This is a genomic window from Campylobacter concisus (assembly GCF_050447445.1).
Lineage (GTDB): Bacteria > Campylobacterota > Campylobacteria > Campylobacterales > Campylobacteraceae > Campylobacter_A > Campylobacter_A concisus_BI.
On record NZ_JALMFW010000001.1, the window covers coordinates 325,304 to 351,494 of the forward strand.

The following is a 26,191-nucleotide window of genomic DNA, read 5'->3' on the forward strand; positions in this document are numbered from 1 at the left end:
TTTTGATAAAATGCAAGCAAAATAGCGATTTTAGACTAAAAATAACTAGCAAAAACCACAAAGGAATTTCATGAGCTTTTTTACCGACTACGAAAAACACGTGAGCGAGCGAGAAAAAGAGGGCGTGCCACCGCTTGCGCTAAATGCCAAGCAAACAAGTGAAGTTTGCGAGCTAATAAAGATTGCCAGCAAGTCTAGTGGTGACGAAAAGGCGCAAAGCGAGCTAAAATTTCTTATAAGTTTGCTTGAAACTCGTATCAATCCCGGCGTTGATGACGCTGCAAAGATAAAGGCAAACTTTCTTGGCGAAGTGATAGATGGGCTTGCTGTTGGCGGTCTTGACGCTATGCGTGCTATTAAAATTTTAGGCAAGATGCTTGGCGGATATAACGTGGAAATTTTGGTGCGGGCTCTAAAAAATAGCGATGAAAATATCGCGCGTGCTGCAGCAAATGAGCTAAAAAATATCATCCTGGTGCATGAATATTTTGACGAGATAGTGAAGCTAAGTAGCAACAATAAATTTGCAAAAGATGTACTTGCTTCTTGGGCAAATGCAGAGTGGTTCACGCATAAAAAGCCAATCGAAACCTGTATAAATGCAGTCGTTTTTAAGGTACCAGGTGAGACAAACACAGATGATCTAAGTCCAGCGAGCGAGGCCTATACAAGGGCTGATATACCGCTTCACGCAAAAGCAATGCTTGTTAAAAAGATACCTGAGGGTCTAGAAATTTTAAAAGAACTTAAAACTCGTGGTAAAAAAGTTGCGTATGTTGGCGATGTGGTTGGCACTGGCAGCAGCAGAAAGAGCGGCATAAACTCGATCCAGTGGCATTTGGGCGATGAGATAGAGGGCGTGCCAAACAAAAAAACGGGCGGCATCGTGATAGGCACTACTATAGCTCCGATATTTTTTAACACCGCCGAAGATAGCGGCGCAATGCCGATAGTTGCAAATGTAAATGAGCTTGAGATGGGCGATGAGATAGAAATTTATCCATTTAAGGGCGAAATTTATAAGCTTGCAGGCACTGAGAAAAAACTCGTGGCAAATTTCAAACTAAACCCAAACACTCTAAGCGATGAGATAAGAGCAGGTGGTAGGATACCGCTTATGATAGGACGTCAAGTGACCAAAAAGGCCAGAGAAGCTCTAGGGCTTGGCGAGGAGCAGATCCTCATAAAGCCAGATCAGCCAAAAGAGCTAGGTGGTGGCTATACGCTCGCTCAAAAGATGGTTGGCAAGGCTTGTGGCGCGGACGGCGTGAGAGCTGGGGCCTACGTGGAGCCTGAAATTTTGACCGTTGGCTCGCAAGATACGACTGGGCCAATGACTAGAGATGAAGTAAAAGAGCTTGCAAGCCTTAGTTTTGGGGCGGATTTTGTTCTGCAAAGCTTTTGCCATACGGCTGCTTACCCAAAGCCAAGTGATCTTGTGATGCATGAGAGCTTGCCAAAATTTATAAATTTACGTGGCGGGGTGAGCCTAAAGCCAGGCGATGGCGTCATCCACTCGTGGCTAAACCGCATGGTACTACCTGATACGGTGGGTACTGGCGGCGATAGTCACACGAGATTTCCTATTGGCATTAGTTTTCCAGCGGGAAGCGGCCTAGTGGCGTTTGCAGCGGTGCTTGGGATGATGCCGCTAAATATGCCAGAGTCAGTTTTGATCAAATTTAAAGGCGAGCTAAAAGAGGGCGTGACGCTTCGTGATCTAGTCAATGCCATACCTTATTTTGCCATCAAAAAAGGACTTTTGAGTGTTGAGAAGAAAAATAAAAAGAACGTTTTTGCGGGTAAAATTTTAGAAATAGAAGGGCTTGAGAATCTAAAAGTAGAGCAGGCGTTTGAACTAAGTGACGCTTCGGCTGAACGCTCGGCAGCTGCTTGCGTGGTAAATTTAAGCGTTGATAGTGTCGTGGAGTATGTTCGCTCAAACGTTGCGCTAATTGACGCGATGATAAAAGCTGGTTACGAGAGCCGTGAGACTCTGTTTAGACGAAAAGAAAAAATGCAAAAATGGCTTGAAAATCCAACTCTTTTAAGAGCCGATAAAGATGCAAAATACGCTGAAATTTTGGAGATCGATTTATCGCAGATAGATGAGCCGATTTTGGCGTGTCCAAATGACCCGGACGATGTGGCAACGCTAAGTGAAATTTTAGCTGATAACAAAAGAGTACATAATATCGATGAAGTTTTTGTGGGAAGCTGCATGACAAATATCGGCCATTACAGGGCACTCGCTAGAATTTTGGAGCATGAGAGCAAGCTTACAACTAGGCTTTGGATAGCACCACCGACAAAGATGGATAAAAGCACACTTGAAGATGAGGGCGTTTATGAAATTTTTAAAAGATTAAATGCAAGAACAGAGGTACCAGGCTGCTCGCTTTGTATGGGCAATCAAGCAAGAGTAAACGACAATGCTGTGGTCTTTTCTACATCAACCAGAAATTTTGATAACAGAATGGGCATGGGTGCGAAGGTTTATCTAGGAAGTGCTGAGCTAGCCGCCGTTTGTGCACTACTTGGACGTTTACCAAGTGTAGATGAATATAAAAAGATAGTAAAAGATAGTCTTAGTTTAAACAAAGATAAAATTTATAAATATCTAAATTTTAATGAAATAAGTGAGTTTAGTATATAAATTTGTTACAATATCGCGAAATTTTAAGGAGCTTTGATGAAAAAAGTAGTTTTTTTTCTCTTTTTTAGCGTTTGTTTTTTGATAAATTTACACGCTTTAGAATGCAGTGATCTTGCCAAAAAAGAGAGCTTTAAAACTACTCTAAATGATCTTGCTTACGCGAATGAAGGGCTATTTTACTGTGATGGTTCGCTTTTAAATTTAAAAGAGGTAAAAGAGCTTTTTGATGCGAGTGTGGCTGTGAGAAGTGAGTCTCAAAGTTGCGTTGGTGATAGAGTTTATAAAGAAAATTTAAATAAGCTTAGATGGCTTTTGCTAAAAGCGTCATTCGCACCTGAATTTTACACAAAAGAGCTTGCAAAGCCTGATATTGCTGAAGAGCAAAAAGATGCCAGAATGGAGTATTTTAGATACTGGGCAAATGAAAGTTTGTTTAATTTTTTAAAATATAAAAAATTTTTAGAAGCCTATAAAAATGCCCAAACTCCACTTGTAAAATTTTATGAAAGCCTTGGACTTGATACACCAAGTGCTGCGTATTACGCAACTAGCGTGGTAAATGAGTTTTTGACATTTAGCGTTGGCAAAAATATAAATAAGGCTAAAATTTTAACCCCTGAACAAAAGATGATCGCCCAAAAGATAAGCTTTGATGAGCTGGCAAATTTGCTCTACTCGAAAAATTTTAGTACCGCTGAGCTTACAAATTTGCTTAATACTGCTCTTTTAAACGAAAAAAGTAGCGATATGATAAAAGAGATTATAAAGCGTGGGGCCGATGTGAATTTGGGTGATGAGACGCCGCTATTTTTTGCTTTAAAAAATATAGAAAACGTAAAAATTTTACTTGCAAATAAAGCCGATGTAAATCATAAAAATTTCTTTGGAAAAAGTGTACTTTTCTATGCTGTGCAGTTTAGCGATAAGCCACTTTGTGAGCTTTTGCTAAAAAATGGTGCCAATGCAAACGAGAGCTACATAGACGAAAATGCCAAGATGAATATGATAAATTTGGGTATGGCGCAGGTTGAAGATACATGCGGTCTAGAGCATACAAATAGAAGCGTTTTTATGCACGCAGCAGCTCACGCAACGCCAGAAATTTTAAAGCTTTTGATAGATAACGGCGCTGATATTAACGCTACTGATGATGCGGGATTTAACGCGCTTGACTATGCCATGAAAGAACAAAACGAAAATACGATCAAATTTTTAGAAAATTTGGGTTTAAAACCAAATTTCAATTAGGAAAAATCATGAAAAAGACAGCTTTTGTAACTGGTGCAACATCTGGATTTGGCGAGGCGATCGCCAGAAGACTCTCAAAAGAGGGCTACAAGATAGTCGCTCTTGCAAGGCGAGAAGATAGGCTAAAGAAGCTTGCAGGTGAGCTTGGCGATACACATATCATTGTAGCTGACATACGCGATAAAGAAGCTGTTTTTGACGCAGTTGATAGCTTGCCTGAAAATTTTAAAGACATCGAAGTGCTTGTAAATAACGCTGGCATGGCGCTTGGACTTGAAAAGACGATAGATGCGAAGGTGGAGGACTTTGAGGCGATGATAGACACCAACGTCAAGGGTCTTATCTACTCGACAAAGGCGGTTTTGCCACTACTTTATAAGCAAGAAAAGGGCTATATATTTAACCTAGGCTCGACAGCTGGCTCATGGCCATATCCTGGAAGTAACGTTTATGGTGCCACAAAGGCCTTTGTAAAGCAGTTTAGTCTAAATTTAAGAAACGATCTAGTCGGTACAAATATCAGGGTGACAAACATCGAGCCAGGACTTTGTAAGACCGAATTTAGCGAGGTTAGATTTAGAGGAGATAAGGCAAAGGCAGATAGCCTTTATGAAAATACAAATTTCATCACATCTGAGGATATCGCGACGATTTTGGTAAATTGTCTAAATATGCCTGGAAGTGTCAATATAAATAGGGTCGAAGTCATGGCAAATACGCAGACTTGGGCTGGGCTTGCGATAGAAAAATTTTAAGGAGTTCTTGTGAGACAAATTTTATTATTACTTTTTTTTAGCGTTGCGCTTTTTGGTGTCGATCCAGAAGTGGCAAAGAGAAACGCTGAAATTTATGGCGTATTTACGCTTATACCGCCTGTTGTGGCAATAGCACTTGCTTTTATCACAAAAGACGTTATATTGTCGCTGTTTATAGGTGTTTTTAGCGGAACGTTTCTCATAAACATCATCAATGAAAATATCTTTATGGGTATCGTAAAAGGCTTTACAGGTATCGTTTCAAGAGTCGTTGAATCAATGGCTGATAAGACTGATTCAGGTATTTTGCTTCAGGTACTTTGTATCGGCGGTGTGGTCGCACTCATCACAAAGATGGGCGGTACAAAGGCGGTCGCTCTTTGGCTTAGCAAAAAGGCAAAAACAGGTATCTCGGCTCAAATTTCAACATGGCTCATGGGAATTTTTGTATTTTTCGATGACTATGCAAATGCCCTAATCGTTGGCCCTATAATGAGACCAATAAGTGATAAATTTAAAATAAGCCGCGAAAAACTAGCTTTTATCATAGATGCTACCGCAGCACCGATCGCTGGTATTGCTATCATCTCGACATGGGTTGGCCTTGAGGTTTCACTCATCGAAAAGGGCTATGAACTAGTTGGAGAAACTGGAATTAACGCTTATTCTGTATTTATCGAGACAATTCCATATAGATTTTATAACCTTTTTATACTGTTTTTCATAGTTTGTACTGCCTTGATGCAACGTGAATACGGCCCAATGCTATTAGCTGAAAGACGTGCCAGAAAGGGCGAACTTCACTCAGGTAAAACTCAAATTCAAGACCTAGAAGATAAAACACTTGAGCCAAAAGAGGGCGTAAAACTAAGTGCCTCAAATGCTGTTGTGCCACTTCTTGTGTTGGTTATTGGCGCATTTACTAGTTTTTATTTTAGTGGTCTTGCTGCACTTGAGGGTGATGCTCTTAAAAATGCACTTGCCAATCCTCTTGCTTTTTCTACATTTAAAGATACTTTTGGCGCAGCAGACTCAGCTACATCGCTATTTCAAGCAGCACTACTTGCTAGTATCGTAGCTATCACAATGGGTGTTTGGCGTAAAATTTTTGACGTAAAAGAGGCTATCAGCACATGGGTAAAGGGCTGGAAGACTATGATAATTACGGTTGTGATTTTACTTCTTGCATGGAGCCTTAGTGCAGTTATCAAAGAGCTTGGCACATCAAGATATTTGGTTGATTTATTAAGCTCTTCAACGCCTAAATTTATCCTGCCAGTTGCTGTTTTTATCCTTGGCTCGTTTATAAGCTTTTCAACTGGAACAAGTTACGGCACGATGGGTATTTTGATGCCTTTAGCTATTCCACTAGCTTACGCTGTTGGTAAAAACTACGGCTTAGACGGAGATGCTATGCATGCATACATGATCGTAAATATCTCAGGCGTACTTACAGGTGCGATCTTTGGTGATCACTGCTCGCCGATCTCGGATACTACGATCCTTTCATCGATGGGCGCAGGATGTAACCACATCGACCACGTCTCAACGCAAATGGTATATGCTCTAAGCGTTTGTGCGGTAAGCGTGCTAGTTGGTTACTTGCCAGTTGCTCTTGGTCTTAGTGTTTGGCTGGCACTTCCATGTGGATTTTTAGCGATTTGGGCGCTAGTTAGATTTGTTGGCAAAAAGGTGGAAGCGTAAATTTGGATTGCAATTATCTAAAAGAGTGCGGCTCTTGCACTCTTTTTACTCCTTATGATGAGCAAATTTTATTTAAAACTGATCTTGTAAAACAAAATTTTTCAGAGTTTTATGACGGTAAATTTGATGTTTTTAGATCAAACCCAAAATACTACCGCACAAGGGCTGAATTTGGCATCTGGCATGAAGGCAGCAAGCTTAGCTACACGATGTATGCAAGCGAAAAGGGCAAAAAGGTCTTTATAGATGATTGCCCAAAGGTTTGCGAGCAAATTTCAGAGCTTATGCCAAACTTGCTTTATAACTTGCAAGAGAACGAAATACTGCGCGCAAAGCTTTTTGGAGTGGAATTTATCTCTTGTAAAAGTGGTATTTTGGTTACACTTCTTTATCATAAAAGGCTTGATGGTGAGTTTGAGGTGGCTATGAAAATTCTAGCCAGTAAGCTTGACGTTACCATACTTGCCAGATCGCGTGGGCAAAAGCTACTAAGTGGTGAGCTAAATTTGATCGATGAGCTAAATATTGGAGAGCAAATTTATAAATTTAGCCTATCTGAGAATGCCTTTATCCAGCCAAATAGAGCCGTAAATGAAAAGATGATAGCTTGGGCAAAAGAGTGCGTGCAAGGCGGTGCTGACCTCCTTGAGCTCTACTGCGGACATGGAAATTTTACTATTCCGCTTTCGTTTAAATTTAAAAACGTTCTCGCCACTGAAATTTCAAAGAGCTCGATCGCAAATGCCCTTAAAAACTGTGAGCTAAACAAGGCTAAAAACATCAAATTTTTGCGTATGGATGCTGATGAGCTTATGAGCGCATTTGCTGGTGTTAGGGAATTTAATAGGCTCAAGGATATAAATTTAAGCGACTTTAACTTCTCTCATGTCCTTGTTGATCCGCCTCGTGCAGGACTAAGCGAAAGTGTCGTAAATTTCATCAAAAATTTTAAGAATATCATCTATATATCGTGCAATCCAGAGACTCTAAAAGAAAATTTAAAAGAGCTTTGTAAAAGCCATAAAGTGATAAAATTTGCCATTTTTGATCAGTTTGCAAACACTCATCACATCGAGTGTGGCGTGTTACTAAGGGCAAAAGAATAATTTTAAAAAGGAAAATTTGAAAAAAATGGTTTCACTAAATAAAATCATCCAAGCAAAGATCACGATCGGTCATTTCGTGACTAAGACCCCATTTGCGCTAAGCGCAAAGCTTAGTAAAATTTTAGGCGCAAGTGTCTATTTGAAAGAAGAAAATTTACAAAGAACTGGTGCATATAAGATAAGAGGCGCATACAATAAAATAGCTAGCCTAAGTGATGAGGAGAGAAAACGTGGCGTTGTGGCTGCAAGTGCTGGCAACCACGCTCAAGGCGTAGCTATAAGCGCAAAGGAATTTGGCGTGCATGCTTGCATCATCATGCCAGAATCAACCCCACTTTTAAAGGTCGCTGGCACAAAGGACCTTGGTGCAGAGGTCATTTTAAAGGGCGACAACTTTGACGAGGCATACGCTTTTGCTGTGAACTATGCTAAAGAAAAGGGCATGACCTTTGTTCATCCATTTAACGACGAGTACGTCATGGCAGGGCAGGGTACTGTTGGGCTTGAGATGCTTGATGAGATAAGTGATCTTGATATGGTCATCGTCCCAGTTGGTGGCGGTGGGCTAGCTAGTGGTGTGGCTAGTTGCATAAAGCAGGTCAATCCAAAGACAAAAGTGGTCTGCGTTGGTGCAAAGGGTGCTCCAGCTATGTTTAATAGCTATGGCGCTAAAAAGAGCATAAACTCAAAATCAGTGCGCACCATAGCTGACGGTATTGCTGTGCGTGATGCGAGCGAGATCACACTGGCAAATATCGTAGAGTGCGTGGATGAATTTGTACAAGTCGATGACGAGGAGATTGCGACTGCGATTTTATTTTTGCTAGAGACTCAAAAGATCGTAGTTGAAGGAGCTGGCGCAGCTGGCGTGGCAGCACTTATGCATGATAAGATAAAATTTAAAAAAGGCGCAAAGATAGGTGTGGTGCTAAGTGGTGGAAATATCGACGTGCAAGTTCTTTCTATCATTATAGAAAAGGGCCTTATCAAGTCTCACCGCAAGATGACCTTGCAAATAACACTTGTGGATAAGCCAGGAGCGCTCATGAGCTTAACTGACAGCCTAAAATCAGCAAATGCAAACATCGTCAAGATCGATTACGACCGATTTTCAACAAGGCTTGATTACGGTGATGCTAATATCACGATCACGCTTGAGACAAAGGGTCTTGAGCATCAAGAAAAGATCAAAGAAGTTCTTGCTAAAAACGGTTTTTCTTTTACTCAATTATTTTAATTTTAGCCTTGCTGCCTTTTGAAATTTTAAGGCGGCAAGACCCAACAAAATTTCAACCAAATTTCTTTTTGCTTTACAAAATTAAGCTAAAATAGCAAGCTTTAAAGGAGAAAGAATGAGTGAATATGTAAATTTGATATTAGCCCTTTTGCTTGCGGTCCTTGCATTTGCATTTTATAGGGCGAGCAGGGCTTTAAAAAAGGCCAAAGATGAGAGTCAAAATGTATCTGTCAGTACGGAAATTTCACAGCTAAAAAGTATAGGCGAGCTATCTGTCTTTCAGGTATATAGCAAAGAGATCGTCACAAAAACCGACCATGCGTTTGGAAATTTTGGCAAAGAGTATCTAAGGTGGCTGGTAAGCGAGAAGAAGCTTTCGATGATATTTGAGTTTGAGATAAATTTCATCTACGATCTAACTAGTCTAAAACTCGAGATCATACAGATCGCAAACTCTAGCTACAAGATAAAAATGCCACCATGCAAGTATAAATTCTCAATCGCAGATATGAAATTTTATGATGAGAAAAATGGCAAATTTATACCATTTTTGCTGCCTGATTCGCTAAATGGCTTTTTTGGAAGCACATTTACAGAAGAGGATAAAAATAGACTTATAGAAGAGGCTAGAAGTGAAGTGAAAAAGATGAGCGTTCGTCTTATATCACAGCTTCAAAGCAAGATACATAAATCGGCTCGCGACACGCTTGAAGCGATCGCAAAGAGCTTTGGGGCAAACAAGGTCGAATTTGTTTTTGATGATAACGATGAGCAGATAAATTCACAGCTAAATTTAGAAAATATCGTATAAATTTAAAGGAGAAAAAATGAGTTTTAATTCACAAGAGGTCACGCAGACACCAGGCAACAACACGGTCTTTCAAACATGGGTTTTAACAGCTGATAAAAAGGCTTGTAAAGAGGGTTTTGCCGAGCTTTGCGCCTTGGTTGTAAATTTAAATAAAACTGCCAAGATTAGATTTGGCGCAAATGAAAATGTAAACTGCGTCCTTGGCGTGGGTCATGATGCTTGGAAAAAGCTTGAAATTTCAAAAGATCTGCCAAAAGAGCTTGTAAATTTTAAAGCGATCAAGGGCGATAAACACGAGGCTGTTAGCACAAAGGGCGATATCCACATCCATATCCGCGCCTTAAATGTGCCTGATTGCTTCGATATGGCTCAAGCGATAAAGGCCGTGCTTTTTAAATTTGCAGAGCTTACAGACGAGACGCAAGGCTTTAAGTATCATGACGGTAGGGCGATAATAGGCTTTGTTGATGGTACTGAAAATCCTGAGGGCGAGGAGAGAGACTTCTTTGCTAAAGTTGGCGATGAGGACGCTAAATTTAAAGGCGGTAGCTACGTTTTTGTACAAAAATACTTTCACAATATGAAAGAGTGGAACGCTACAAGCGTAAGTGAGCAAGAAAAGGTAATAGGTCGTTCAAAAGAGCTTGACATCGAGATGAGTGAGGATGTAAAACCTACAAATTCACACTCAGCTGCTGCAAACGTCGGAGATGATAAAAAAGTCGTGCGTGGCAATATGCCATTTACTGAAGGTAGTAAAACAGGCACTTACTTCATCGCTTATGCGAGTACGTTTTCAACGGTTGAGCTTATGCTTAAAAAGATGTTTATTGGCGAGCCAAAGGGTAACTCAGATAGGCTGCTTGACTTTAGTACGCCAGTAACTGGTGCCCTATACTTTGTTCCAACAGTTGATATGATTGGCGATTACGAGGGATAAATTTAGCTTGGGGCGAAGCAAATTTGTCCCTTTAAATTTATAAGGATAAAAATGCCAGAGTGGTTTATCTACGCAGCTCTTTCAGCTGTTTTTGCTGCACTTACAGCGATCTTTGCAAAGCTTGGTGTAAAGGATATTGACAGTGATTTTGCGACATTTATAAGAACGATCGTTGTCATTTTGATGCTTGTTTTGCTTTTAAGCGTGGCTAAAAAATGGCAGCCACTAAGCTCGCTAAGCCCTAAAAACTGGCTCTTTCTCATACTAAGTGGCATAGCTACCGGGCTATCTTGGCTCATGTATTTTAAAGCGATGCAAGTTGGCAAGGTTTATCAAGTGGCGCTAGTTGATAAATTTAGCGTTGTGCTGGCTATCATTTTGGCTGTCATCTTTCTTGGTGAGAGGCTAAATTTAAAAGAAATTTTAGCCATCTGTCTTATCGTATCTGGCGTATTTTTACTCATTTTTAAATAAAATTTTCTGCATTATTCTTAAAGTATATTTTTAATTTTAATTTGTAATTAATCAAGAAGCTCCTAAAATTTGAACGATTTCATTTTGAAGGGAGAAATATGAAACAAATCATTTTTTCAGCCATCGTGGCTTGTGCGGCATTTGGTGCTAGCCTAAACTACACAGATGTTGTAAAAGATGTTTACGGTGATGCTAGCTCAACAAAAAGTATAGGTAGACTGCTACCAACCAATGCAGTTGAAATTTTACAAATAAGCGGTGACAGAGCGCAAATTAAAGTAAAAGGCTATCAAAATCCAGCCGTTAGCAACGTAGTTTATTTTGCTGATGGTGCCAGGATCATCTCAGTGGCATTTGCTAAAACCGCACCTTTTGACATCAAAGTCATAAAAGAGGGCAAAAACGGCAAATGGAATGAGGTAGAAACAACAGTTTTTGTTCAAAAAGATGGCTTTAGTGCTGACGTAAATGCGATGTTTGCAAAAGCTGATAAGATGTATAAAGAGAGCTGTGGTGTTTGCCATGCGTTGCCTCAAACCACACATTTCAACGCAAACCAATGGCCGTCACTTCTAAAATCAATGATTGGCAGAACCGCAATAGAGAAAAAAGACGAGTGGTTGGTTGTTGAATACCTTCAAAAACACTCATCTGACGTAAATTTAGGTAAATAAGTAAAACCTAGCAGGCTAAATTTCACTAAATTTTAGCAAGGAAAAAGGCTTAAATTTAAAAGGTTTTACTTAATAAAAATCAAAATTTAGATCGCAGACTTGCGATCTTAGGCTTTAGAGTTGGTTCTTAGGTTTGGCTTTGCCAAGCCGCTAAAGAGCATTGTCTTTAGTGCGGGATCAAACCGATGGGGTTTGTCGGAGCTTGGGCTTGCTCAAGCGAGAAGTTAAAAATGAAAGGGAGATAAGATGAACGAGAACAGACGAGAATTTCTAAAAAAAGGTGCTACAGCAATTGCAGCGACACCTTTGCTTTCAAGCGTAACAGCATCAAATTTATTTGCTGATGGTGTAAAAAAGAGTGTTTTAAGAGATAGCGAGGTTATCACAGCCGCTCACTGGGGTATGTTAAAAGTAACAACCAAAAACGGTGTAGCAGTAAAGTCAGAGCCTATCCAAAAAACAAGTGAAATTTACAACCCACTTCAGCACTACACACCAGATATGATCTACAAAAGCCGTATCAAACGCCCAGCAGTTAGAAAGAGCTACCTTGAAAATCCAGATAATCCAAAGCCAGAGCTTCGCGGCAAGGATGAGTGGGTTGAGGTGCCTTACGAAGAGGCGATCAAGCTAGTTGCAAGAGAGCTTAAAAAGACAAGAGCGCAAAAGGGCTTGCAAAGCGTTTTTGCAGGCAGTTACGGTTGGAAGTCAAGCGGAAACGTGCATAACTCAAGAATTTTGCTTCATAGATTTATGAACCTTAGTGGCGGCTTTGTTGGCTCGTTAGGGGACTATTCAACAGGTGCTAGCCAGATCATCATGCCTCACGTCGTGGGTAGTATCGAGGTCTATGAGCAGCAAACCAGCTGGCCAGTCGTACTTGAGAACTCAAAAGTCGTAGTCATCTGGGGTGCAAACCCACTTGCGACACTTCGCATAGCTTGGACTAGCACCGACGAGCAGGGCTTTAAATACTTTGAAGAGCTCAAAAATAAAAAAGATATCAAAGTGATCATCATCGATCCTATCAAGAGTGACACAGCGCAATACTTTGATAATGCTCAGTGGATCGCTCCGGTGCCAAACACCGACACAGCTATGATGCTTGGTATGATGCACTACCTATATGAGAGCGGCAAGTATGATAAAAATTTCATTGAAACCTACACAACTGGCTTTGATAAATTCCTCCCATATCTACTTGGCAAAACAGACAACACTCCTAAAAATTTAAAGTGGGCGAGTAAAATTTGTGGTATCGACAAAGATACTTTAAAAGAGCTAGCTGATACATTTATCGCAAACCGCACTATGATAATGAGCGGCTGGGGCATGCAGCGCGCTCACCACGGCGAGCAACCACACTGGGCGATGGTGACTTTGGCGGCGATGCTAGGACAGATCGGCCTTCCTGGTGGGGGATTTGGCCTTAGCTATCACTACTCAAACGGCGGCGCTCCGACTTGCAAGGGTGCAGTCATCGGCGGCATAAATAGCGCAAGTGTGGGTAAATTTAACGAAAAAGGTGAGTTTATCGGCACAGACACAGGCGAGTTTGATAAACGAGGTCGCTTCGTCGCAAAGGCAGCTGCAGCAGCAGGCACAGGCCAAAGTTGGCTACAAAAAGCAACCAACTATGCCTTCCCGGTCGCAAGGATTGCAGATGCATTGCTACATCCTGGTAAAGTGATCGACCACGACGGCAAAAAGATCACCTATCCAGATATCGACTTTATCTACTGGGTCGGCGGTAACCCACTTGTGCACCACCAAGATACAAATACAAATTTAAAAGCGTGGAGAAAGCCAAGAACGGTTGTCGTACATGAATCATACTGGACACCAACAGCAAAAATGGCTGATATTGTCTTCCCAGTCACTACAGAGTATGAGAGAAACGATATCACCATGACTGGTGACTACTCAAATATGAACATCGTGCCAATGAAGCAAGTCGTTGAGAAATACCACGAGGCAAAAGATGACTATCAAATTTTCACTGATCTTTGCAAGGCTTATGCTAAAAATTTAGTCGTTGCCTACACAGATAACGGCAAGGATGAGTTTGACTGGATCAAAGAGTACTATGACGCAGCCTACGCTCAGGTCAAGGCTGTGCCTGAGCTAACTACTGATATGAAGCCATTTGAAGAGTTTTGGAATGAAAATAAGCCAGTTACATTTGCCTCATCTCAAGATAGTGATAGCTGGGTGAGATTTGGCGAATTTAGAGAAGATCCTGTGCTAAATGCTCTTGGAACGCCTAGCGGTCTTATAGAAATTTACTCAGATACGATCGAGAAAATGGGCTATGACGACTGCAAGGCGCACCCAATGTGGTTTGAGCCGATCGAGTGGCTAGGCATGAAAGACAAACCTGCAAAATACCACATGATAAGCGCTCACCCAACTGACCGCTTACACTCACAGCTAAGCCAAACTTCACTTCGTGACAACTACGCTATCGCAAATCGCGAGCCTATCTGGATCAACGAAAAAGACGCAAAAGAGCTTGGCGTACAAAGCGGCGACTTGGTGCGTGTATTTAACGCACGTGGCGAGGTTTTAGCAGGTGCTCATGTCACTAAAAACATCAAAGAAGGTGTTGTAAAACTAGCTGAGGGCGCTTGGTATGACGGCTTTGATAGTGGAATTTGTAAAAATGGCGGTGCAAACGTGCTAACCATAGATATCCCAACAAGCAAGCTAGCAAATGGCAATATTAGCCATACAGCTCTTGTAAATATCGAGAAATATAAAGGCGACGAGGCGTTAAATCTTACAGCCTTTGCTGAGCCAAAAATTTCTAAATAATATTAAAAGCAGGGGAGTCTTCTCCTGCTTTTGAACTTAAAATTTAAAATAAATCTACTACTCACAAAAGCTTAAATTTATATTTAAAGCCCTATAGCTCTATAAAATTTTATTTCACAATGGATGTTGAGGTGATGGGTATAATTTTTGTTAATTGTTAAATAAAAATTTCTAGATTTAAATGACCAGTTATATTAAATTTTTATAAAGTCCTTTTTAAAGCCAAGCTACCTGACTTTTAAAGACAAAATAATCACTAAAAAACTCACTTTTTTACCTTAATAGATACAATTTTTGATTAATTATTTAAAAGTCGTTAAATGTAGTATAAAATTAATTTTAGTTTTAATTTTTTTTAGATAGATTAAACAGATTTTTATTTAAAGGAGGAAAGATGAAGTCCATAACTTCTAAAATAGCGATAATTATAATTTCGCTGCTTGTTATTTCGTTTGCTGCTATTTCGGCAGTCAGCTACTATACAGCGGAAAGTAAGGTGGTAGAGTTGGTCAGCCAGACCCAGGATCAGATTCTAAGTGACATCAAAGCTACTACTGATTCTTTTTTTGAAGAATATTTAGAAGTTGCTAAAAAGTATGCTTTAGATATAGCACAAACACCAAATAATGATGACTCGTACATGGAAAAAACAAAAATGCAAAAAGAAAGCGTTAGTCGTCTAGTTACTGATATTTTTTATGGTCGCGAGAGTGATGGACATTTTTTCCAGTCTGACGGCACTAGAACAACTCCAGCCGATAACTACGATCCTAGAACTAGAGGTTGGTATAAAGCAGCAAAGAGCGCAAATGGTGCTATCTATACCGAACCTTATAAAGCTGCCTTGTTTAACGCTTTAGTAATTAGTTTTGCTGCTCCAGTAAATAAAAATGGAAATTTTGATGGTGTTTTGGGGCTTGATTTAAATATGGATGCTTTAAGTAAAAAAATTCTTGAAATGGGTAAAACAAAATATGGCTACGTCTATTTAATAAACAAAGAAGGCGTAATGCTAATGCACAATGACCCAAACAATGTTGGTAAAACCGTTCCTGCTAGCAAATATATTGCTGAGGCTTTTGCAGCTAAAAGATTTGATGAAAATGGACTTATTCCTTATACAAACTATAAAGGCGAAAACGTAACTGCCAAAGTCCTTCCTATAAACGACCAAGGCTGGCTAGCCGTAGCCGCTATCGGAGCGGATACTTTTTCGTCTAATACCTTGCCTTTATTAAAAGCTCAAATAATCCTTGCCGTAGCTTTTATAGTCATACTTTCGGCTATCGTATTTACTCTTCTTAAAAAATCCCTTAGTCCTATTAGAACTATTCAAACCAAGCTTGAAGACGCGTTTAAATTTATCACTTACGAAACCCCTAACGCTCCGGAAAAGCTAGTAGTAACTACGCAAGACGAATTCGGCAGAATGAGCGAATCTATTAACGAGAATATAGAAAAAGTCCTTAACGGCGTTAAAAAAGACAGCGCCTTAATAGACGAGATGAACGGTATAGCAAATCTCATGATAAAAGGCCACATGGGGGCTAAGATCAACTCCGTCCCTAATAATCCGGCTTTAGTTCAGTTAAAAGATCTGCTAAATAAATTCTTTGCATCAATTTCTGAAAATTTAAAAGGAATAGCGGTAGTTTTAGCTTCTTACAATAAAAACGACTACACTCCTAGACTAGAGCTAAAACCGGAGCTTGAAAGCGATCTAAGAGATATGATAGTAGGCCTTCAAAGCGCTGGCGACGCCGTAAGCAATATGCTAAGGGAAAATTTAAAAGAAGCTCAGGTCCTAGAAGAAAAAGCTAAAATCCTAGCAGAATCTATGAGAACCCTAACCGACGGAGCCCATAAGCAAGCAGACTCTATCCAAGAAAGCGCGGCGGCTATAGAAGAGATGAGCAGTTCTATGAACGCCATTAGTCAAAAAGCTAGCGACGTAACGAGACAAAGCGAAGAGATTAAAAATATCATCGTTATTATTAGAGATATAGCCGATCAAACAAATTTACTTGCTCTAAACGCCGCTATCGAAGCGGCACGCGCCGGCGAGCACGGCAGAGGCTTTGCCGTAGTTGCCGACGAGGTTAGAAAACTAGCAGAGCGAACTCAAAAATCACTTGGCGAGATCGAAGCTAACGCAAATGTTCTAGCTCAAAGCATTAATGAGATGAGTGAAAGCATTAGAGAGCAAAGTGAAGGCATAAATATGATAAATCAAAGTGTAAGCCAGATCGACAGTATTACAAAACAAAATATTAATATTGTTGGTACAACAAACGAAATTACTGACCAAATAGACGATATGGCCAAGACGATAGTAGCCGACGTTAGAAAGAATAAATTTTAATCTTAGAGCCGAATTTAGGGGTTTGTTTCCCCTAAATTCTAATTTTATCTCACTTACTTTAACTATCTAAAATGAAAAAATAATTCAAAATTATTATTTAATGTATACATCACTATTTTGTAATTAATATTATTAAATACTATTTAATATAAAAAAATATACAATCGCATCTTAAAAATTTTTGTAAAAGGAAAGTAAATGCGATCAATTGCAAACAAAATATCTTTAATGCTTATACTGGCATTATTCATATCATTCTTGCTAATATCTCTAGCTAGCTATAACACAGCTCATGATAAAGCCATTGAGTTAGTAATACAAACTCAAAAGCAAATTTTAAAAGATGTGAAAATCACACTAAATAGCTTTTTTGACAATAATCAGTATGCTATAGAGAAAATGGCTGAGACTCTTAGTAAGATAAGCGAGAAAAGTGATGGCTCGATGAATGCTGATGGTATAAATTTAGCTTTATCTCAAGCAAAAGCTGTATCTAGTAAAGAGATTTCACTTATCTATGCTGGATATGAAGATGGAGCTATGTTTAGATCAAATGGGCAAAATAAAGCCGGATATGATCCAAGAGTTAGAGGATGGTATAAACAAGCTAAAGCTGAGAATAAACCAATATATACTGATCCATATATGGCAGCTTCATTAAATGCGATGGTTATAACTTTTGCTGCACCTATTAAAAATATTGGAGTTACGGGCATAGATGCGTCTATTGAGGAGTTGAGCAATAATATATCGCAAATCAGTAAAACTGAATACAGCTATGCTTTTGTTACAGATCAAAATGGCAACGTTATAATGCACCCAAATAAAGAATTAGTCGGCAAACCTCACGAGATCGCAAAGAGTCTAATAAAACAATATAATGAAAAGAAATTTGATGAAAATGGATTAATAGCATATAAAAATACAAAAGGCGAAGATGTCTATGCCTATATGTTAGAGATAAATGATAAAGGTTGGTTGGCAATAACAGCAATGGATCAAAATATCTTTAGCTCGCATACTTTGCCTATTTTAAAAGTTCAGATTATTTTAGCCTTTATATTTATAGTTGTCTTGTCTGCGTTTGTATATTTCTTGCTAAAAAGATCGCTTAATCCTATTAAAACTATTACAGATGCTTTGGTTAGTTTCTTTAGATTTTTAAATTTTGAGATAAAAGAGCCAGTTGTTTCAAAGGTGGCAACAAAAGATGAATTTGGCGTAATGAGCAAACTAATAAATGATAATATTGCTAAAATTTTTGACAATGCCGATCAAGACTCTAGAGTGGTATCTCAATCTGTTGAGACTGCAAAGGCGATAGAAAATGGAAATTTAAAAGCAAGGATAATAGATGTTCCAGCCAATCCAAAACTAATTGAATTAAAAGATGTCTTAAATAAAATGCTAGATGTTTTGGAAAAAAGAGTCGGTAGCGATTTAAATATGATCCAAAAAACTTTTAATGATTTTAGAAATTCTGATTTTACTTCAAGAATTTTGGATGCCAAAGGCAATGTTGAGCTAGTAACAAATGAGCTTGGCGAAGAGATAGCTAATATGCTTGCATTTAACCTAAAACAAGCACAATTTTTAGAAGAAAAAGCCAAAAATTTAGATGCATCAATGAAGCAAGTAACTCAAGGTGCTAGCACACAGGCAAATTCTCTCCAAGAAAGTGCTGCTGCAATCGAACAAATGAGTAGCTCAATGAGTGCAATTAGTCAAAAGACTGTAGATGTTATAAAACAATCTGAAGAGATTAAAAACATCATCGTTATTATTAGAGATATAGCCGATCAAACAAATTTACTTGCTCTAAACGCTGCTATCGAAGCGGCGCGTGCTGGTGAGCATGGACGAGGTTTTGCCGTAGTTGCAGATGAGGTTAGAAAACTAGCCGAGCGCACCCAAAAGTCACTTGGCGAGATCGAAACTAATGCAAATATACTTACTCAAAGTATCAATGAGATGAGTGAGAGCATCAGAGAGCAAAGCGAAGGCATAAATATGATAAATCAAAGCGTAAGTCAGATTGATAGCATTACAAAGCAAAATGTTGATATCGTGAGCTCAACGAATGAAATCACTGCTCAAATCGATGAAATGGCTAAGACAATAGTAGCTGATGTTAAAAAGAATAAATTTTAACCTTATAGCTTAACACCTAAAATTTTATTAATATTTCATTCTCAAAATTTGAGAATGAAAATAACTCCTTTTTATCTCTAATCTTAAAATTATTTTTTGTTTTATAAATATAATAAAATTTTTAAAAATAATCTAATATTTATAGCTTTATAGTGATATTACTAGTTAAATTTTTATAGATTATGTTTGTCGTAATGTAGTGAAAATTATTAGAATTTATCCTTACAATTATTGCTATTTCAGTAAGGAGATAAAATTTTTAATAATACTTTATGTTACTTTTTTACTCAAATATTTAAAAACAATTTTACTTTGATTTCTTTAGCTTTTTGATAACTACTCTAAAATTTTTAAATTTTATTAAATGGTATTTTCTTTTAAAATCGTACTTTGTAAGAAAATTAATATTTTTATGTAGAAAAATATTTACATTTTTATCTTAAGTTTTTTGAAATTTTTGTAAATGTCAATCAGTTGTAAATAAGTTTTGCAAGGTTAATATCAATTAAATTTGTTTTAAATCTTTAAAGGAGAAAGAATGAATCGACGAGAATTCATAAAAAGTGCTGCGGCTAGTGCTGCTTGTGCTAGTGCTGGTATAGCCGTACCAAGCTCGCTAAGTGCAGCAAGTGAAGCCGAAAAAGGCTGGCGCTGGGATAAGGCCGCTTGTAGGTTTTGTGGAACAGGCTGTGGCATCATGGTCGCTACAAAAGAAGGCAAGATAGTAGCTGTAAAAGGAGATCCAGAAGCACCAGTAAATCGTGGTCTAAACTGCATTAAAGGCTATTTTAATGCTAAGATCATGTACGGCGAAGACAGGATCACTCATCCGCTTTTGCGTGTAAATGAAAAAGGCGAATTTGATAAAAAAGGTAAATTTAAGCAAGTAAGCTGGAAGCAAGCATTTGATGTTATGGAGGCTCAGTTTAGAAAAGCATATGATGAGCTAGGACCTCATGGTATCGGAGTTTTAGGCTCTGGTCAATATACAATTCCAGAAGGTTACGCTGCTGTTAAGCTTATAAAAGGTGGCTTTAGAAGCAATAGCATTGATCCAAACGCAAGACACTGCATGGCAAGCGCGGTTGTTGGCTTTATGCAAGTTTTTGGTATAGACGAGCCATCAGGCTGTTTTGATGATATCGAACTAACTGATACTATCGTGGCATGGGGCGCAAATATGGCTGAGATGCACCCGATCCTTTGGGCACGCGTAAGCGATAGAAAGCTTAGCGATCCTGATAGAGTAAAGGTTGTAAATTTAAGCACTTACTCAACTAGAACATCAAATTTGGCTGATATAGAGATTATCTTTGCTCCGTCATCTGATCTTGCTATCTGGAACTACATCGCTCGTGAGATAGTTTATAACCACCCAGAGATGATCGATGAAGAATTTGTTAAAAAACACTGTATATTTACAACTGGTCCAGCCGATATCGGATATGGTCTTCGTCCAGACATTAATCATAAAAAATATGCTCCAAGCGAGCTAGACACTGCTGCTACTGAGAAGTCAAAGGTGCTAAGTGAAGCTGAGGGTGTTACACTCGCATATCTTGGACTAAAAGCTGGCGATACACTAGAAAATAAAAATGCTGCAAAAGCTGGCGCACATTGGCAAATAACATTTGAAGAGTTTAAAAAAGCTCTTGATCCTTACACGCTTGACTTTACAGCAAAGGTGGCAAAAGGCGATCCTAACGAAGACATTAATGAGTTTAAAGCAAAACTAAAAGCACTTGCTGATCTTTATATAGAGAAAAACCGCAAAGTTGTTAGTTTCTGGACGATGGGCTTTAACCAACACCAACGTGGTACATGGGTAAATGAGCAAGCTTATATGGTTCACTTCTTGCTCGGCAAACAAGCACTTCCAGGTTCAGGAGCGTTTTCTCTAACTGGTCAACCAAGTGCGTGCGGTACAGCAAGAGAGGTAGGAACATTTGTTCACCGCTTGCCAGCTGACATGGTTATTGAGAATCCAAAACATAGAGAGATAACTGAAAAAATTTGGAAACTTCCTGCCGGAACACTAAGCGGTGTACTCGCTTCTCACTACGTAAAAATGATGCGTGATCTTGAAGATGGTAAGGTTAAATTTATCTGGGTTCAAGTAAACAACCCATGGCAAAATACTGCAAACGCAAACCACTGGATAAAAGCGGCTCGTGAGATGGATAACTTCATCGTTGTCAGTGATCCTTATCCAGGAATTTCTGCAAAAGTAGCCGACCTTATTCTTCCAACTGCGATGATCTATGAAAAATGGGGTGCTTACGGTAACGCTGAGAGAAGAACACAGCACTGGAGACAACAAGTGCTTCCTGTTGGTGAAGCGATGCCTGATATTTGGCAAATGATGGAGTTTAGTAAGCGCTTTAAGCTAAAAGATGTTTGGGGTGAGAAAAAAGTAAATGACAAAGTTACACTTCCAAACGTGCTCGATGCTGCAAAAGCTATGGGATATAGCGAAGAAGATACGCTATTTGATGTACTTTTTGCTAACGAAGAGGCTAAGAAATTTAGTGCAAACGATCCTATTATGGAAAACTACGACAATACAGAAGTATTTGGTGATAGCAGAAAAGTGATCGGCTCAGATGGTAAAGAATTTAAAGGATATGGATTTTTCGTTCACAAATATCTTTGGGAAGAGTATAGAAAATTTGGCGTTGGCCACGGCCACGACCTAGCTGACTTTGACACATACCATAAGGTAAGAGGTTTAAGATGGCCAGTAGTTGATGGTAAAGAGACTCAGTGGAGATTTAACACTAAATTTGACCCATATGCTAAAAAAGCTGCTCCAAATGAGAAATTTGCATTCTATGGTAACAAAAATGCAGCACTTCCAACAGGTGATCTAAAAGGCGTTACAAATAAAGATAAAACATCTCTTGCAAATAAAGCAAAAATTTTCTTCCGTCCTTATATGGATCCATGCGAGATGCCAAGCAAAGAGTATCCATTCTGGCTATGTACTGGCCGTGTGCTAGAACACTGGCACTCAGGCACGATGACTATGCGTGTTCCTGAGCTTTATAGGGCTGTTCCAGAGGCACTTTGCTATATGCACGAAGATGATGCTAAAAAACTTGGCGTAATGCAAAACGAGATCGTTTGGGTTGAATCACGTCGTGGCAAGGTAAAAGCAAGAGTCGATCTAAAAGGTAGAAATAAGCCGCCAGTAGGTCTTATCTATGTGCCTTGGTTTGATGAAAACGTATTTATCAATAAAGTAACACTAGACGCTACTTGCCCACTCTCAAAAGAGACTGACTATAAAAAGTGTGCGGTTAAAATTTACAAAGCATAGGTGAGCGATATGGGATTTTCAAGTAGGCGAGAGGCTTTAAAATTTGGAGCAAAAGTAGCGCTTTTAGCTCTTGGCGGAGGCTTTGTTTGGTCGCTTAGCACTAAAGCTTCACCACTTATGCTTCTTAGGCCTCCTGGTGCAAAGGAAGAGAAGCAATTTTTACAAAGCTGCATTAGGTGTGGGCTTTGCGTAGAGGCTTGTCCATTTGATACGCTAAAGCTCTCATCGCTAGAAGATGGCATAAGCATTGGAACGCCTTATTTTGAGCCTAGAAAAATTCCTTGCTATATGTGTGAAAATATCCCTTGTGTGCCAGCCTGTCCGACTGGAGCTTTGGACGTAAATTTAGTAAGTACAAAAGGCAAGCTTGATATAAATAAGGCCAAGATGGGTGTTGCGGTGGTCGATATGAAAAACTGCGTGGCATACTGGGGCATACAGTGCGATGCTTGCTACAGATCCTGTCCGCTCATAGATAAGGCCTTGTATCTTGAGTATCGCCGCAACGAAAGGACGCAAAAGCATGCGTTTTTACTTCCAGTGGTCGATAGCGACATCTGCACCGGATGTGGCCTATGCGAGCGAGCCTGTATCACTAAAAAAGCAGCCATTACCGTGCTAAATCGTGACGCGGTGCTTGGCAAAGTAGGTGATAACTACGTCAAAGGCTGGGTCAAAGAAGATGAAAGACGCATAAATGATGCAGACAGCAAAATAAAGCTTGACATTAAAAAAGCGACTGATTATCTAAATGGTGGTGAGCTATGAAATTTTTAATCTTAAGACGAATAACTCAAATTTCTATCCTAGCGCTATTTATCCTAGGAAATTTTTATGGAGTTAAGATACTTAGCGGAAATTTAAGTTCATCTTTGCTTTTTGGAAAAATTCCACTAAGCGATCCATTTGCTTTGGTCCAAATTTTACTTGCAAGCTTTAGTGCTGGCATAAATGCAATTATTGGAGCTGGCATTATTTTTGCATTTTATGCACTGGTTGCTCCAAGAGCATTTTGTTCATGGATATGCCCGATAAATTTGCTAACTGATATCGCTTTTAAACTAAGAGAGAAATTTGGCTTTAAGGGCGAAAAAGTCTTAAATGTGAGTAAAAATTTACGTTATTACTTGCTGGCTCTTGCTCTTATATTAAGCCTTGCTTTATCTTATCCAGTATTTGAGAGCGTTAGCTATATTGGCATTATTCAGCGTGGCATTATTTACGGCTCAGCTAGTGCTTTAGGCATAGCGGTTGCGATCATTGCTTTTGATATGTTTGTGTTAAAGCGTGGCATTTGCTCGCACGTTTGTCCACTTGGTGCCTTTTATGCCATCATCTCAAAATTTGCCCTAATTAGAGTAAAACATGATGCCCAGGCTTGTACAAAATGTATGAAATGTAAGCTTATTTGCCCAGAGATGCAAGTGCTTGATATGATCGGTAAAGAGAGCCGCTCGGTTAGCTCAAGCGAGTGTATAAGCTGTGGCAGGTGCATTGATGTTTGTGGAGACGGGGCTTTGAAATTTAGTATTAGAAATTTAAGGAGAGAAAAATGAAAATAAAAATAATGATGCTTGGAGGATTGTGTGCTGCGTTTTTTGCGGCATGTACTTTTAATAATCCAAGTATTAGTGATTCGCAAATCGGCTTTAGAAATATCGATTTGCTAGACGATAAAGACGTTGTATTAAAAGATGTGAACTACACAAAAGAGCCGGCTGGTATGTCAAAGAAATTTGATAGGTCTTTTGAAAATGCACCGCCATTTATCCCACACGATACTGAGGGTTTAGTGCCTATCACAAAAGATATGAATATGTGCGTAACCTGCCATATGCCTGAGTTTGCAAAAGATAGTGGAGCAACACCGATACCATCATCTCACCTTTATGACATCAGAAATAAAAAAGATCTTGCAGGCAAGCTTGATGATGAAAGATATAACTGCACAACATGCCACGTTGAGCAACAAAATGGTGTAACGCAGCTTGTTGGCAATAAATTTAAGCCTGATTTTAGAGATAAAAACGGCACTCATAAGTCAAACTTGCTAGATGTTTTAAACGATGGTGTTAAATAATGCAAAGCAGGCGAGAGCTTTTTAGTAAAATTTTGGGGGCAAAATCTGCTCCCAAATTTATAACTCCACCATTTTTTAGCGGTGAGTTTGACTGCGATGGATGCGATGCTAGCTGTGTAAATGCTTGTGAAAAAGAGCTTCTTAGCTTTGAAAATGAAAGAGTAATTTTTAAAGTTAAAAAGCTGGGCTGTGACTTTTGTGAAGAGTGCGCAAAGGCTTGTGAGAGTCTTGGTAAGAAGACATTAAGCCCAAGCTCACCAAAGAGTATAAACGCAAAAGTTAGTATCGATGTTTCTAGCTGTCTAGCATGGAACGATACGATCTGCTACAACTGCCTTGATGCTTGCAAATTTAAAGCAGTCGAATTTCTTGGCGTTTTTCGTCCTATTGTTAATCAAAACTGCGTAAATTGCGGTGAGTGCTTTGATGTTTGCTTTAAAAATTCACTTCAAATGGAGGCCTTATGAGAGCTTTGTTTTTTATTTTTTGTCTATTAAATTTTATTTTTGCAAGCGAGATCACCACTCCATACAAGCAAATAGAAGCTAGTGCAAATGTGCTAAACACAACGCTAATAAATGGCAAACTCTTTATCGCGACTGATGGAGGGACGGTTGAAATTTATGATCCTAAAGAGTCTAAATTTGAAGAGATCATTAAGATGGATGATATAAAAACCTACGTTAGTGATCACGAAAGACCAAAAATTCTAAACGTTGATGAGTTAAATGGCAAGATACTTATCCTAAGTGAGGGTGACTATGCTACAAAGGTGCTTTATATAAGAGAAAATGGGCAGATGAAAAGCATAAAAATACCAAATCAAGCGATAAAAAAGGCATTATTTTTAGACGATGAGCATATTGCACTTGCTTCAATCAGCAATGAAATTTACTTTTTAAACTTAAAAAGTGGCGAAATCTATGATAGCTTTAAAATTTCAATCGCGATGCTCTCAGATATGGAGATAAGCGAAGATAGAAGCACGCTAGCTATCGCTTGTGAGAGTGGGAAGGTCTACTTTTATAATATAAAAGCTAAAAAAATGGATCAAATTTTAGACATTCATACAGACAATATCTACGACATCTCCTATAAAAATGGTGTCATGATCAGCGGAGGTACCGACAGGATCGTGGGGATATTCTCAGCTGGGAGCCTAAAAAAGATAAATACCGGCTTTTTGGTCTATGGCGTCGGCCTTAGCGATGATGGCAGAGTGGCGGCTTATATGAGCGATGAGATGAGCGATGTAAATTTAGTTGATAGCAAAAGCTTAGAAAATATCGCAATGCTAAAAACTGGACAAAGTACGATAAATAGCATAGTTTTTATAAGCGATAATGAAGTCGTAACTTCAGCCTATGAGAATAAAATTTTGTTTTGGAGAATTAAATGAATATTTCAAGTTTAATAGTTTATACGGATAATAAAAATGAAAGTGTAAAAAATGAGATAAAAAAGCTAAAAGAGTGTGAAATAATAACCGATGCAGACGATAGAATCGTAGTGGTAGTTAGTTCAGATAGCATTGAGGATGAGATAAAAAATTTTAAAAAGATAGAAGCTATCAGTGGAGTGGTGAGCGTTGCGATGGTTTACAGCTATCAAGAAGATGCCGAAGAAAATAGGAAAAAACTAGAAGAAAATGGCAAGATAAGTGAAATTTTAACAAGTGATGAGGTAAAGGCAGAGGATATTACTTATGGTGGCAGCGTGCATCATAGAGTGAAATAGTAAAACTTAACTTTTTAGCTTTTGCATTATCATTAAAATTTATAGTGCAAAAGCCTACCTTTCGTATAGATCCTCTTAATAAATTCATTGATAGTACTGTTTTCGCTTAATCAACTTTGTTTA

Annotated in this window: 20 protein-coding genes and 2 pseudogenes; all 22 read left to right on the forward strand. The window is 38.9% G+C overall.

Features of this window, described 5'->3' with window-relative positions; all coding sequences use genetic code 11:
- Window positions 1-70 precede the first annotated feature (70 nt).
- The 22 genes and pseudogenes from MTT30_RS01690 to MTT30_RS01795 all read left to right on the forward strand — a co-directional run bounded on the left by MTT30_RS01690 (window position 71) and on the right by MTT30_RS01795 (window position 26,068).
- Entirely contained in the window at window positions 71-2,656 is a 2,586-nt protein-coding gene (locus tag MTT30_RS01690; protein ID WP_429800773.1) for a bifunctional aconitate hydratase 2/2-methylisocitrate dehydratase, read from the forward strand.
- 36 nt (window positions 2,657-2,692) lie between these two features.
- Window positions 2,693-3,904, forward strand: coding sequence for an ankyrin repeat domain-containing protein (locus MTT30_RS01695; RefSeq protein WP_429800774.1), 1,212 nt, complete (start codon window positions 2,693-2,695; stop codon window positions 3,902-3,904).
- A gap of 8 nt (window positions 3,905-3,912) precedes the next feature.
- Window positions 3,913-4,659, forward strand: coding sequence for an SDR family NAD(P)-dependent oxidoreductase (locus MTT30_RS01700; RefSeq protein ID WP_429800775.1), 747 nt, complete (start codon window positions 3,913-3,915; stop codon window positions 4,657-4,659).
- 9 nt (window positions 4,660-4,668) lie between these two features.
- Complete coding sequence (locus MTT30_RS01705) at window positions 4,669-6,363, forward strand: Na+/H+ antiporter NhaC family protein (protein ID WP_429800776.1); 1,695 nt, start codon at window positions 4,669-4,671, stop codon at window positions 6,361-6,363.
- Window positions 6,364-6,365: 2 nt separating this feature from the next.
- Complete coding sequence (gene trmA, locus MTT30_RS01710; protein WP_429800777.1) at window positions 6,366-7,469, forward strand: tRNA (uridine(54)-C5)-methyltransferase TrmA; 1,104 nt, start codon at window positions 6,366-6,368, stop codon at window positions 7,467-7,469.
- A gap of 25 nt (window positions 7,470-7,494) precedes the next feature.
- Window positions 7,495-8,706, forward strand: a complete 1,212-nt coding sequence (gene ilvA, locus MTT30_RS01715) for a threonine ammonia-lyase (RefSeq protein ID WP_429801799.1) — start codon at window positions 7,495-7,497, stop codon at window positions 8,704-8,706.
- Window positions 8,707-8,821: 115 nt separating this feature from the next.
- Window positions 8,822-9,517: a DUF4230 domain-containing protein gene (locus MTT30_RS01720; protein WP_429800778.1), complete on the forward strand. Its 696-nt coding sequence runs from the start codon at window positions 8,822-8,824 to the stop codon at window positions 9,515-9,517.
- Between the two features lie 16 nt (window positions 9,518-9,533).
- On the forward strand, window positions 9,534-10,457 hold the full coding sequence (locus MTT30_RS01725; protein ID WP_429800779.1) for a Dyp-type peroxidase: 924 nt from the start codon (window positions 9,534-9,536) through the stop codon (window positions 10,455-10,457).
- Window positions 10,458-10,508: 51 nt separating this feature from the next.
- Entirely contained in the window at window positions 10,509-10,931 is a 423-nt protein-coding gene (locus MTT30_RS01730) for an EamA family transporter (RefSeq protein WP_107785038.1), read from the forward strand.
- Between the two features lie 98 nt (window positions 10,932-11,029).
- Complete coding sequence (locus MTT30_RS01735) at window positions 11,030-11,605, forward strand: cytochrome C (protein WP_429800780.1); 576 nt, start codon at window positions 11,030-11,032, stop codon at window positions 11,603-11,605.
- A 246-nt stretch (window positions 11,606-11,851) separates the two neighbouring features.
- On the forward strand, window positions 11,852-14,419 hold the full coding sequence (locus MTT30_RS01740) for a molybdopterin guanine dinucleotide-containing S/N-oxide reductase (RefSeq protein ID WP_429800781.1): 2,568 nt from the start codon (window positions 11,852-11,854) through the stop codon (window positions 14,417-14,419).
- Between the two features lie 394 nt (window positions 14,420-14,813).
- Window positions 14,814-15,545, forward strand: a pseudogene (locus MTT30_RS01745) (cache domain-containing protein); the annotation flags it as partial.
- Window positions 15,546-16,340: 795 nt separating this feature from the next.
- Complete coding sequence (locus MTT30_RS01750; protein ID WP_374048479.1) at window positions 16,341-16,781, forward strand: methyl-accepting chemotaxis protein; 441 nt, start codon at window positions 16,341-16,343, stop codon at window positions 16,779-16,781.
- A gap of 228 nt (window positions 16,782-17,009) precedes the next feature.
- Window positions 17,010-17,750 (forward strand): annotated as a pseudogene (locus MTT30_RS01755) (cache domain-containing protein); the annotation flags it as partial.
- Window positions 17,751-18,407: 657 nt separating this feature from the next.
- Window positions 18,408-18,932 (forward strand): methyl-accepting chemotaxis protein, encoded by a 525-nt coding sequence (locus tag MTT30_RS01760; RefSeq protein ID WP_159070040.1) that lies wholly within the window; start codon window positions 18,408-18,410, stop codon window positions 18,930-18,932.
- Between the two features lie 538 nt (window positions 18,933-19,470).
- A complete protein-coding gene (gene napA, locus MTT30_RS01765) occupies window positions 19,471-22,251 on the forward strand; it encodes a nitrate reductase catalytic subunit NapA (protein ID WP_429800782.1) in 2,781 nt (926 codons plus the stop codon).
- A gap of 9 nt (window positions 22,252-22,260) precedes the next feature.
- Complete coding sequence (gene napG, locus MTT30_RS01770; RefSeq protein WP_429800783.1) at window positions 22,261-23,019, forward strand: ferredoxin-type protein NapG; 759 nt, start codon at window positions 22,261-22,263, stop codon at window positions 23,017-23,019.
- Window positions 23,016-23,807 carry a quinol dehydrogenase ferredoxin subunit NapH gene (gene napH, locus MTT30_RS01775; RefSeq protein WP_103560247.1) on the forward strand — a complete coding sequence of 264 codons (792 nt, stop codon included), beginning with the start codon at window positions 23,016-23,018 and terminating at the stop codon, window positions 23,805-23,807. The genes napG and napH overlap by 4 nt, the downstream gene beginning before the upstream one ends.
- The gene (locus tag MTT30_RS01780; protein ID WP_072594841.1) at window positions 23,804-24,331 is read left to right on the forward strand and encodes a nitrate reductase cytochrome c-type subunit; all 528 of its coding nucleotides are present in this window, start codon (window positions 23,804-23,806) and stop codon (window positions 24,329-24,331) included. The genes napH and MTT30_RS01780 overlap by 4 nt, the downstream gene beginning before the upstream one ends.
- The gene (locus MTT30_RS01785; protein WP_429800784.1) at window positions 24,331-24,798 is read left to right on the forward strand and encodes a 4Fe-4S ferredoxin; all 468 of its coding nucleotides are present in this window, start codon (window positions 24,331-24,333) and stop codon (window positions 24,796-24,798) included. Before MTT30_RS01780 ends, MTT30_RS01785 begins: the two co-directional genes overlap by 1 nt.
- A complete protein-coding gene (locus MTT30_RS01790) occupies window positions 24,795-25,730 on the forward strand; it encodes a WD40 repeat domain-containing protein (protein ID WP_429800785.1) in 936 nt (311 codons plus the stop codon). The genes MTT30_RS01785 and MTT30_RS01790 overlap by 4 nt, the downstream gene beginning before the upstream one ends.
- Complete coding sequence (locus MTT30_RS01795) at window positions 25,727-26,068, forward strand: chaperone NapD (protein WP_072594844.1); 342 nt, start codon at window positions 25,727-25,729, stop codon at window positions 26,066-26,068. The genes MTT30_RS01790 and MTT30_RS01795 overlap by 4 nt, the downstream gene beginning before the upstream one ends.
- Window positions 26,069-26,191: the final 123 nt, after the last annotated feature.